7 protein-coding genes are annotated in these 12,366 nt (G+C 46.2%); 2 read left to right on the plus strand and 5 right to left on the minus strand.

From position 1 onward, the window contains the following. Positions 1–88: 88 nt before the first annotated feature. The 3 genes from OH456_RS26000 to OH456_RS21485 form a co-directional block, all read right to left on the minus strand. Positions 89–289 (minus strand): DUF3955 domain-containing protein, encoded by a 201-nt coding sequence (locus tag OH456_RS26000; RefSeq protein WP_081411551.1) that lies wholly within the window; start codon positions 287–289, stop codon positions 89–91. Positions 290–616: 327 nt separating this feature from the next. Next, complete coding sequence (locus OH456_RS21480; protein WP_124940808.1) at positions 617–997, minus strand: DUF2061 domain-containing protein; 381 nt, start codon at positions 995–997, stop codon at positions 617–619. Between the two features lie 304 nt (positions 998–1,301). Then, a complete protein-coding gene (locus OH456_RS21485; RefSeq protein WP_270034228.1) occupies positions 1,302–1,943 on the minus strand; it encodes a Crp/Fnr family transcriptional regulator in 642 nt (213 codons plus the stop codon). Between the two features lie 275 nt (positions 1,944–2,218). On the opposite strand from OH456_RS21485, the gene OH456_RS21490 reads away from it, so the two are divergent. Next, a complete protein-coding gene (locus tag OH456_RS21490; protein ID WP_270034229.1) occupies positions 2,219–3,364 on the plus strand; it encodes an OmpP1/FadL family transporter in 1,146 nt (381 codons plus the stop codon). 75 nt (positions 3,365–3,439) lie between these two features. Continuing rightward, positions 3,440–4,150, plus strand: coding sequence for a hypothetical protein (locus tag OH456_RS21495; protein WP_006071348.1), 711 nt, complete (start codon positions 3,440–3,442; stop codon positions 4,148–4,150). A 64-nt stretch (positions 4,151–4,214) separates the two neighbouring features. Here the strand turns inward: OH456_RS21495 and OH456_RS21500 are convergent, their stop codons facing one another. Continuing rightward, entirely contained in the window at positions 4,215–6,959 is a 2,745-nt protein-coding gene (locus OH456_RS21500) for a sulfide/dihydroorotate dehydrogenase-like FAD/NAD-binding protein (protein WP_270034230.1), read from the minus strand. 2 nt (positions 6,960–6,961) lie between these two features. Then, entirely contained in the window at positions 6,962–11,959 is a 4,998-nt protein-coding gene (locus OH456_RS21505; RefSeq protein ID WP_270034231.1) for a 2-oxoacid:acceptor oxidoreductase family protein, read from the minus strand. Positions 11,960–12,366 lie beyond the last annotated feature (407 nt).

The raw sequence follows: 12,366 nt of genomic DNA on the forward strand, positions 1-12,366 counted from the left end.
GTCAACAATGCTCTTCGTCAAGCTTATTAAGTAACTATCCATTCATAGAGATTGGGTGAAGGTATTGGTTTATTTTGTTCTGTCTGTTTTAACGACGTCGACGATTCAAGGTAATGAACCAGCTAATTGCTGAACTAAAGAGTAATAGCCAGAATAGGGCAAGAAATCCAAAATTCTCTACAAGGACGCCCGATTGATCGACATAAGAATCGCTCATAAGAAAGATAGCTAAGCAGAGGTTTGCCAAGCCAAATAGAATGAAAGTTAACCTATATTTTTTACAGTTCATTACCTAGCATCCTTGCCGTCACTCCAACTTTTATAGCGAGCAATATCACCAACTCTTATTCTATCACCTAGGGTAATTTTCGATCTGTAACCGAATGTACTAGCGGTGTCATGAAACGTAGTTGGCTTTCGTGTGTGCAGGAGTCCAAGAGTTGGTTTGCAAGTGCCTCAGCGAATAGCATTGGGGCGTTGAGCTTTCAGTAATGTCTTATTTGTTACTAGAAGATAGGGTGGGAAGTCATACAAACAGGTACGATAGAAACCTCGGCATTGTGTACAAAATGTATGAACGACCTCCTCTCATTGTGCAGATATACCTTTGGTGTGATTAATGCGCAAAGCGCATGTGCTGGTGCTTCTTATTCCAGGACTTTTCGTGGAAAAAGTACGCGATGGTATTAATCGTTGGTTCTAATGTTGCCATGATACCACCCGCCAACACATCACCCGTTAGCAAATAAACTACACCAAACGCCACACTAAAGTGTACGGTCGCAAATGAAGCCGTCTTAATGGTTTCGTTATTTCTCAAAGCTTGAAGGCGTTGGTTTTTGTCCCAAACACGTTCGTGAAAGTAAAACGCAACGGTATTTACGGCTGGTTCAAGCATTGCAATCATACTCGCGATTAAGATTTCGCCAGTTAGCGCATATGCAACCGTAAAGGCAATAGTAAAGTGGATAGCGGCAAATCGAATCGTCTTAATCATGGGATGTATCACTCAGTTCAAATCTTATGAGTCCATTATGATGAACTGGTAATGAGAATTAAAATCAATTAAAGCTCTTTTATTGATAGGCAATACCTATATTTCGTTGGTGAGTTTTTTAAGCAGATGCACCGCTAGTGCACCTAAGGAAGAAAAACTAGCGCATACTGAGGCGACATTGACCTTAGTACTATTCTTGTGCTGAAGCAGGGTAAATGTATGAAGGAGCGTTAGATATCTTCTGATGTACAAGCACTGGCGCTCCTTCATTTCACGTTTTGTAGATTCATGCTCTAGTAGATAGTCAAGCTGCGATAGATCTCTTTTCGATTAAACGAAAACCGAGCTCATTCCTTTCTACTTCTCCGGCAGCGATTGCTTTACTCATATAGCTTCCGACGGTGTTTCGCGACATATTAAGTAATGAAGCAAGAGTAAGAATATTTAATGGGATAGACCCATCGTAGGTCGCTGCACTGATTGCTTCCATCGCCAAACGAATCTTCAAATCGGTATTTTTTTCGCCGCGTAGGCGAAATAATGTCAAGCAAAAGCGCTGTTTTTTTGCCAACGAGAAGTTGATCATTTTTGAAAAACTACAGCAAGAATCCATCAATTCTTTGACATCCTCAAAGGGTAACAGCAGCACGGTACTGTCGGTCACGGCTTGTATATCAGACTGAGCACCCTCACCCAAAATCAATGGTACATCATTGATAAGGATGCCGGGGGTAATCAGGTCGTACTTTAAGTTAGTGCCCTCATCGATAGTGGGGTAAAAACCTAATACGCCCTGTAAAGGGATAACGATATCGCTCACACTTTGATACTGGAAGAACAGAAATTTATCCTTGGGAATGGTGACAACTGCGCCACGCTGGATAAGTTGAGCTGCAAGTTCATCGCTAGCGCGGTATATCTCTTTAAGTATCTTCTGGACTGACATTTTAAGCCTCTCAAGAAAGGGATGAGCGCTATTCCTTAGCTTCTTGGGGGTTGTATGTCTGTGATTATAAGAGGGCCAAGACGGTGAATAAATAAGCCGCTGGTTATATAAAACATAAACGCCGTTTATATTGTTCAACCTTTTCGATAACGAGGAAGTTTGACCAATTGCCTGCGTCGCTTTTCGTTACAAGCTATTACCATGCACTCATAGTGCACCTTTGGATTGCTGATTTGACTATGATTTGCGCCATCCGAATCTGTGAGTTGCAAACGATGAACAAAAACCTTTTAGCAGTCGCAATGGCTGTAACCTTCTCTTCGTCCACATTTGCTGGCGGTATCTTACTTCACGAAGTAGCTACCTTTGATAGTGTTTCTTCTGCTGGTGTAGGGAACTCATCTAATCGTACTGATGCAAGTGCCGTGATTACTAGCCCTGCTGGTCTAACGGTGATAGATGACAATAGTTTTTCTATTGGCGTTCAGTACTTAAACGCAAAGACTGAGCACAGTGGTACTGGGGTTTCTGTTGACAAGTCAACGACAGGTGAGTCGAATGCTTTTATTCCAAGTCTTGCTTATGCACAGAGAATCAATGACAGCTGGGTTATCGGGGCATCTTTACATGGTGAAGGTGGTTTGAGTATGGACTATAGCGGTGGTCTTGTAGGACCTAATGGTGGTCTTCCAAAAACACTGTCTGATGAAGCGTTAAATTTGCAGTTAGCCGCTGGATTCCAGGCAAGCGACAATCTGTCTCTTGGCGGAGCTTTGATCGTTCAGCATTTAATGACGTCGTTTGAGCTTGGTGGTGGTTCTAGGCTTGATGGAGATGGCAGTTCTACGGCGGCAAGCTTTATGCTATCAGCTATGTATGACGTGTCAGACTCTACTTTTCTATCTGCCAACTATAAACACAAAGTAAAGCATAACTCTGGTGATATCGATGTGTCGTTTGATGGCAACCAGTTTACGTCAATTGAGCGAAATGCTTCTTGGCCAGCTCAACTTGATTTTGGCCTTCAGCACAAAATCTCAGATGAGTTAACTTTCAAAGCCATGACGGGTGTTGAATTTTGGTCACAGTTTGATGATGCTGCAAACAACGTTTATAGCTTAGGTACAGCGCTCGCGTATTCTCAAAATGATTGGACCTACCAAGGTGGTATCCGTTACGACTCGAAAATGTATGACACTGACAAAATGACCCCTGCGCTTCCTATTGGAGCAAACTGGTCGTTAGGTCTTGGCGCAGAAAAAGAGCGTTCAAATGGTCATCGAATCGGTATCGCATACCAATACCGCAATATGGGTACTCAAGACGTCACCTACACTGGCCCTACAGACACAATTCCTTATTTTACTGGCAGTGTGGATACCAACCGTATTCATGTTCTAAGTATCAGCTACGCCTACTAACTTAGTGAGCTAACCGTAAATTGGCCTCTCACCGTTGTGAGGGGCATTTTTGTTTTTAATGAGAAATAAAGCGTTATGAAAAAGAATGGTCTGTTTTCATCGGTTGTCAGAGCTTTTGGCTTTGTTACCGTTGTTGGATTATTGGTAGTGACAGGAGTCTCAGCCAAAGAGAAACATCATGAAGATCCAACCAAGATCGTTACCAAAGTAGGTGCTGGCTATTCAGACTCTGCGTTTGTGTCTGGTTCGATTGGTCTTGATGAAGCTAGGATGATCAACGCTCGATACAATGAGACTGGAGAGTGGCGCTTGGGTGGCTCATGGCTATTTGATTTGGGAATCTTAAACTTCAACTTTAGCCGTACTGATTATGAAAATGATAGCTATCGCAACAACTACAGTATTGGCACCTACATCCCTCTAAGTTACTTTGACATCTCTCCGGCAGGATGGATGCTATTTCCCATGGCGGGCTACAGCTACAACGATGGAAAAATGGCAATGCCTTCAGAAGAGGTGGATAACGAATACGTACTGATGCGAAGCCAAAGTCACGGCGGTTATTTGGGAATGTTTGGTATTCGTCCAATTGATGACTCGGATTGGAGCGTACTCGGGTTTGCTGGTGGCTCGATAGGTTCGGATAATTACCGCGGTTACTGGGGCGGACTTGGCCTTAGTTATAAGATAAACAAAAATGCATCGTTTAACTTCTTTGGAATGCTCTCGGAGGACGACTACGGGACTAATAATAAACTGGCAGGATCGGTGAGTTACGAGTTTTAATGAAGTAAGGCTTTAAGTAAGCGAAAGTAAAAACGGCGGCTATCATTGATAGCCGCCGCGTCGTTTACTCCTCAATAAACTTGTGCTTTATCTGACTCTCTCTTTCCTGCGGTTTGAACTGATTAAACCTAGGTAAGAACTTGTCCCAATCGATCACATGACTGTTGATCTCAGGGCCATCGATACAAGCATGTTTACGAATCAATTTTCCATCTTCCATTACTGGGACCATACACGCACCGCACATACCAGTAGCATCTACCATGATAGAGTTAAGGCTCGCCACGCACTCCACTTTGTACTCCAAAGTTAAGTCGCTTACAGCTCTCATCATGAGTGGTGGACCTATAGTAATGACTTCCGCGATAGGTTCGCCTTTTCCGGCTTGATGCTCATCTAGGCGGTCTTTTAGAGGGGTAGTGACAAACCCTTCTACACCAAAGCTTCCGTCATTACTGGTATAGATGACTTCCAGTAAATCAGGGTAGAGCGCTTTGAGTGTTTCGACTTTATCGCCTTGCTCAGTCCAGAATGCTTGAGGTGCGCCTCTAAAACCGGAAATCAAAGTGACTTTGTTACCAATTTCGAGATGTGCGCGCATAATAGGATGAACAGCCGGAAGACCCACACCACCTGCGGTGAAGTAGACTCTGTGATTATCTTGGTGCACAACGACTTTACTTGCTTGACCTAGTGGCCCTGCAATCGCTTCAAAGACATCGCCTTCCTGCATCCGGTTGATAAGTTTAGAGCTGCTTCCTAGCCCCTGAATCACTAACTCAATCGTCCCTTTTTCAGCATCCCAATCAGCGAGTGTCAGTGGAATTAACTCGCCTTTTTCATCGGCAAGAACTCGCACAAACTGACCGGGTTTTGCGGAGCGGGCGATAAGTGGGGCGGTAATGGTAAATTCGACAATCTCATCGGTAAGTTGACGACGTTTGACGATTTTGGCTGGCATTTGCCCAAGTTCAGTGTAATTGCTTGCCTGCGCGACTAACCCTTCGACTTCTTTTAAATTGAAGTCTAGCGTACTCATGATTTCACGAGCGGCTGCTTGCCCATCACCTGCCGCTTTAATGGCTGTTGAGCCACCACGAGTCGCATCACCACCACTATAAACACCAGCAAGCGAGGTTTCCTGCGAGCCTTTATTAAGCAGCAAGGTACCCCATTTCGAGGTGTTAAGATCTGGGTTGGCGTCTTTCATTATAGGGTTAGAACTATTACCCAGAGCCATGATGGCGAAATCGACCTTCATTAGCTCCGTTTCCCCGGTTGACTGCGGTCTGCGACGGCCTGAGGCATCGGGCTCACCTAGTGCCATCACGTCTAAGTCGGCAGTCGCCAGTACATGGTTTTTATCCCCATTAAACTGACAAGGAGAGCGTAGTTCTTTGAGCATAATACCTTCTTCTAACGCATGATGTAGCTCTTCCACACGAGCTGGCATCTCTTGTTGCGTCCGACGATAAACAATGGTCACGTTAGCGCCAAGGCGACGAGCGGTTCGCGCAGCGTCCATTGCGGTATTACCACCACCGATGATCATCACCTCTTTATTGTCCATCTCTGGCATAGGTGTCTCATAGTCAGGGAGGTTGGCGTGCATCAGGTTGACGCGAGTTAAGAACTCATTCGCTGACATGATATTAAGTAGATGCTCACCCGGAACGTTCATGAAGCGCGGTAGTCCTGCCCCAGTGCCGACAAACACTCTCACAAAACCTGCACGTTTGAGGTCCGCTAGAGTGGCAGTTTTACCAACGATGTAGTTAGTGACAAAGCGGCCTCCAAGCGCTTTGATTTTTTCTACCACGTCATCCACCAATTGGTTCGGTAGACGGAACTCAGGGATGCCGTAACGCAGCACACCACCTAGGACATGGAATGCTTCAAATACCGTCACGGGGTAGCCAGCTTTGGCCAGTAGGTAAGCATTGATTAACCCAGAGGGCCCTGAACCTACAATAGCCACTGGCGGTTTGCTAGCGGCAACCCACGGGTTACACGCCACAGGTTTCGGCGGCTCACCATTAGAAAGCTCACGCTCCCGTTGTGGTAAGAACCACTCCAACTGACCGATCTCAATCGGTCTATCGTTGTGAGTACATACACCTTGGCATTGAAGCTCTTGGGGACAAACTCGACCCGTAACATTTGGCAGAGGGTTGGCGTCTCGTATTAGCTCAAATGCTGCTTTAAAACGGCCTTCGCCCATCAAGTTCAACACTTCTGGTATGTGGATCTTAACCGGACATCCTCCATCGGCTTCTTCCGCGGGATTGCCGTCGCGGTCGCACATTGGGACACCGACTTCACAAGGTTTGTCTTCGCATTGCTTATCGCGAAGCACTTCAAGCCACACAAACAGCTCTACTTCGCGCAGCGAATAACCCAACCCCATGTAGCCAAGGTAGCCTTGGCTCACTAGATCGAAGTCTTTGCGGCGCTCTTCCGCAGGACGAACGTAAGGAGGAATATTATTGCTGCCCGGCCAACCTTCAGATAACCCTTTAAACATGGGATAACGTTCTGAAAGGTGCAGGTCTAAGCCTTTAACAAATGCCCGTTTTTGTTTCAGTGGAATTCGCCATAGATAACGCTGTAGTGCGGTACTAAGATCGTTGCCCGCGAGCAACAGATCCCATAGCTTAGTGGTGAACTCTGCCGATAGGTTACCGCGTTTCAGCGTGTCCTGGATTAGCTGTTGACTCTCTTCGATGATCATTTGCTGGAAGCGCTGTGGATTTTGATCCATGCGCTTTAGCATAAGCTCCCGTTGAGATTGAGTAAGTAAAGCGACCATAACTACACCTCCACCGAAGCAGGAGCGTTAAAGTGAATGATTTCAGCGTCACACTCATCGGCGATTCGTGCGGCACGTTTCACTAACTCATCAGTGAGTGTCACTTTCGCCAATGAACCCGGAATGACTTGGCTAATCACTTTCGCTTCGCCATTCTCAACCACGGTTGTTTTCTCAAACAGTTCACTCAGTTGTTGGTAGCAGGTCTTGCAATCGGTACACAGACATTTTTCGTCCTCATTGATCGCGACAAGAGGTTGCGATTGTCCATCGGCTTTCGCAGGTGCGTCAGTGGTGTCGATTTGTGTCACAGGGATGCTACTGGTTGGTGTTGCAACCATAGCAAGTTCTGCTAGTCCGTTTGCGATGGACTCAATAGTTTGTTCATTGTTGTCCAAGGCTTGTTGATATCGCAGTTTCCACTCTTCGATTTGCTGCTGATAACCTTGCTCGATCTGCGCTATATGCTGTCCACTTAATGTTTGTAGCATGTGCCAGTTGCGAAGACGCTCTTCACTCAGTGCCACTAACGACGGTGAAACAGAGAGCTGCACCAAATGTTGCTGTTTATCGGTGGACCAGATAAACGGTACTTTATTTGCGCGTTCTTGAGCGCTTAGCTTGAGGTAATCAGCGAGCTCTACGGTGTTGTCGTTATCGCTGACTAGCGCAAAGTGTTTCTTGAATCGACCCTCATACAACGCGAAGTCTGCGGCGGTAAATGGCACTTGTTTAAGTTGGGTCATGCCATCGTTATCTAGGTAGCTGATGGTATGTGTTGCCCAGTCCTGATCCAGTTCAGGGTTACCTTCAATAGAGAAACGCTCTGCTAAAGTATCACCTTTACGTGGGTCGTGAACAAATACCGGACTCATGCGGCTCTCTACGGCTAAGCGAGAGTGTCGCGTGCTAGCATCATCGGCGATACCGTGCTCACCCATACAAGGGGTATAAACATCAAACAGTGCTGGTGCATCTTGATAATTCAAGTACTCCATCAAGTTCGACATAAAGTGACCTTGTAATGCCGTTGAGGTCTGTACCACCATGACTTTCGGATGGAAGGTAGCAATAATTCCTAGCTCTTTACGTGCCTCTTCTTTACCGCTATGAGCACTGCCGAAACGGCTGAGGTCGGAATCTTGCGCGGTGAAACTTGCTGTGGATGCTTGTCCTCCAGTATTAGAGTAGCTCCCAGTATTCAATACAAAGATCTTAATCGGTGTACTGGTAGTTAACAGTCTAGAAAGCGCACCAAAACCAATATCATAGGTTGCGCCGTCTCCACCGATGCTGAATACCGTTGGCATCAGTGCCAATTCTTGATCGGACAACTGACTCCACTCAAGGTAACGAAGCTGACGATCGTGAATCTCTTCATCGTACATATCTTCTAATTCGAGTTTTGCAGTGCGCAGTGCTTTGAACTGTTCAAGCTGATTGGCTGCTTCACCTTCAAACAAGCCTTTCGCGACCGCCGGGGTGTCTTGGAACAAGCTGTTTACCCAAGGGTCGTTGTATGGGTTTGCAGGGAAGGTAGAGGCATAGACGCTACTACAGCCAGTGGCGTTAGCGATAAGTGCATCAGAAGGACCATTTCCTGTTGGACCATGTTCGAATAGGAACAAGCGTTTTTCTAGCGTTTCAATAGTGCGAACTAACCGCTGGGTTCTGGTATTTTCACTGTCTTGTCCAACGATCATATCCAACTTGTCTTCAAGTTGCTCAATCATAGACTCAAGAGTCTGTATATGAGCTTGATAGCGTTGTTGTTGCAGTGCTCGGTTGATGGAGGTGACGAGTCTTAAGGCTGTGACCTCACCACAGCCGCGACATGCGCCGTGACCAGAACTCATTGCATAGTAGTTGCTGCGGTCGAGTAGCAAACGTTTTGACTCTGAGGCATCTTTCACACCTTGTTCAACAAAACGAGTAGGCGTATTTGGCATATTCGCAAGCGTGTTGAACAGTTCGTGCATTTGCTGGTTCATTTCGGTGGTTTGACGAACTTTTTCTAACGCATTCGGGCCGCAAACGTCGACACATTCCATACAGCCGCTACATTTGCTTGGGTCGATAGCCACAGAGAACAAACCGCCACTTCCTGGTACCGCTTTTTCCATCGCATCAAAGAATGGCTTGGTGCGGCTTACTGGTAAGGATTCTAATGCCACGCATAGCGCTGCCATTTGCAAGGCGATAGGCTCTTCAAAGGTCATGGAATCCACAACTTTTGATACGACTTGATGCAGTGGCTGTGATTCCCCTTTTGCCGAGCTGCGGTAGTGGTGGCGTACTGCGTCCAGGATTGGCGGCATTTTCGCTTTCAAACTGTCGCGTTGTACAGGTGGAATATTCAGTTTGTCTATTGCTACATAGGCAATATCGTGCAGCTCATGCACCGCGTTAGGAATAGCGCCATCTGGGCAAGCAATAGTACATTCCATACAGCCAGTACACTTGTCTGCATCAAATTTAGGCACGTTAAGCCTAAAGAGTCCTTTATCTTTAGTGATGGCACTGGCAGGAGGCAGGAACATGCCAGAACCTGGGATAACAGGAGCTTCGCCAATGGAGCCATCAACGTAGCGTTTGCCTGCGATATTATTGAAATAAGAAGGATCAAATAATCCGCAACTGGCTTGCGCTGGTTTTTGGGTTTCGGTTTGCGCTAGCGTTTCACTGGTTTCGACATTGTCGTTAAATGCGCTGTAATTGACGTGCTGTGTGGCGTGCATGCCTTCACGAATCACTGCCATGTTACTGGCAACGACTTTCTCGCCTTTTGAACCAAATTTCTTGGCGATTTGTTGGGTAATACGCTCTAACATCGCCGACTCATCAGCACCTTGGGTAACTTGTTTTGCATGTCCACACAAGGCTCCGATAAAGGCGATACCCATCATACGGATTTCTAAATCAGCTGATGGCGCTTGCTCACGCGCTACCTTGAACGCATCAACAATGTAGAAGTTGATGTTGTTGTCACGAATGAACTGACGAGCACTCGCAGGGATCTCTTGCCAAACTTGCTCTGGTTCATGATGAGTTTGCAAAATGAAGGTGCCGTTTTTACTAAGACCCGCCAGTGGATTGGTGTGCATAAACACTTTATGGTCGGGTGAAAGAACGACTTCGACCTGTTGTAGTTCGGCATTGGTGATTTTGATAGGTTCTGGAGAAAGAGTAATAAAGAAGTTGGTTGGTGCGCCACTTTTCTCAGAACCATATTTCGGCATGGACTTCGAGTGCAATCCTAATGCACCAGAAAGAATGTCCGTCAGTAGCTTACCCGTGGCGATGGTGCCGTATCCACCGACAGAGTGGAAGCGTACACGCATTGCCGATTCAGGTAACAGGTTCGGGTTTTCGCCTGTTTCTAAAGCCATCAGCTCAGTATCTGGATAAGCAGAGCGTAATCGATCTTGAATCTGTTTTAGTTCGCCAGTTGCCTGTTTGTCGAAGAACTGGCTGCCTAGGTAGAAGAATGGCTTAATGTTCTCTGAGCGCATGTTATCAAAAGCAGCGATCAAGTGCTTAGGTTGCAGGTCGTGACCTCCTAGTCCGAAGATACCAGTATTGATCATTGGTATGTGCGTCAGTGCTTTGATGCCATTGTGGCGAGGGTAATGGGCATTTTCTTGCGCTTTAAATAGCGCTCTAGAGATGCGCGCAGTTAAGCGTGTTTCGTCGCAACGCTCTAGCACCGTTACCGCAGTTTTTCCCGCAAGTTTCTCGACGATTTGCGCTTCAGGGAATGGATGTAATTGTTTGATGGAGATGACGCCGACTTTTTGACCTTGTTCTCTGAGGTGTAAAGCAACGGCTTCAGCATCATCCGTGACCGAGCCTAAACCGACAATGACGTATTCAGCGTCATCACATAGATAATCCATGACAGGCTCATAGGTGCGACCCGTTAGCTCACCATATTCACGCATGGCTTGCTCGATAAACTGTGGAACATCACTCAGGAAGTGGCTGCGATGGTCGACGATACCCGCTTGGTAGTCTGGCTGATTTTGGACACCACCCGTTAATCCTGGGTTATGCGGATCCATCAGCGCTGGTACACGTTGACGCGTATCTTTTTCATAGGCATTAAGCCAAGCACGTTGCCATTTTTTCAATAGTGCTTCGGGTAGGTAAGCGTTGGTGGATTCAATCCATTCGCCCTGAACGTCTTTTTCTATCGCTGCTTCATTAGCTGTGATATAGCCTCTTAAGTCGGCTAATTTTTCAGGCCAAAACTGGTCTTGGTATTTGTCGATAAATTGATTGAGTTGCCAGACGCGGCCTTTGGCACCATATAGCATTCTCTGAGCTTCTGTTGGTGCGAGAATTCGATCGGTTGGGTCACCGAGATATTGTTTAAGTAATTCTGGCTCAGGTAGTTGAACTTCACTTTGAATATGGCTCGTTGCGAAGCCATCCATGGTATTGGCGACAGGAATTAGTGACAAGGCACTGACGCGATACGAAATGGCAGCAAGGTCGGCCGCTTCTTGGGCATTACTTGCAAATAAAGTGGTGTATCCAGCAGATAACAGAGCGTAGACGTCATCATGTCCCGCCATTACATTCAGTGAATGACGAGAAACTGAACGCGCCGCGACATGAAGCACAAAACCTGCAGCCTTCTTACCGACGGTCACATAGTGCGATTCAAGCCCGTATAAAATCCCTTGGCTTGATGAAGCGTTGGAAATGTACTTGCCCCCTGTCAGCGCGGCGCCTAATGCGCCACTTTGCGCAGAATGCTCACCTTCAGGTTCGAAGAAGAATGGGTGTTGCCCCCAAACATTGCAGCCACCTTGAGCTCTAAAGGCTTCATACAGTTCGGAAATCTCAGTAGAAGGGGTGATTGGGTATCCTATCACTCCACCACAAACGTAATCCATAACATGTGCGACAGCGCCATTGCCGTGGATTACAGTAGTCAGGCCGGGATAGGATGGGGTGTTGTGGTGCGCATTGCTCCCTTGGGTCATCGTAGACATAAGAGGTTGCTCCTTGGTATATGGTTTTATTATTAGTTCGACTTCCTTAATGCGTCGATTCTTTACTCCTCACCAAATACTTCATGGCTAATTGCCAGCTTGCACCTTATCATTCAGAGCATTTGGTGATGAACCACATAAACCTAGTGATCGCTCTCGAGATGACCATCTGATGCTTATGCGTTAAATACTACACCAGTTGCAAAGACAACTTTGCTCGTATGTTCACAAAATCAACACAATTTATGTGGTTATAGAGGGTAGGATAGAAGAGAGGTCGGTGAGCCTTATCAGGTGATGTTCAGAAAAAGAAAATTTCAGAATTACATGTGGTTAGTTAGCTATAACCTATTGAAAAATATGTGGTTTAATTAGTTCAGTTCAAGTTAGTATCTTTGATTTTAAAA

This window comes from Vibrio sp. La 4.2.2 (assembly GCF_027586995.1).
In the GTDB taxonomy this organism is placed as follows: domain Bacteria; phylum Pseudomonadota; class Gammaproteobacteria; order Enterobacterales; family Vibrionaceae; genus Vibrio; species Vibrio mediterranei.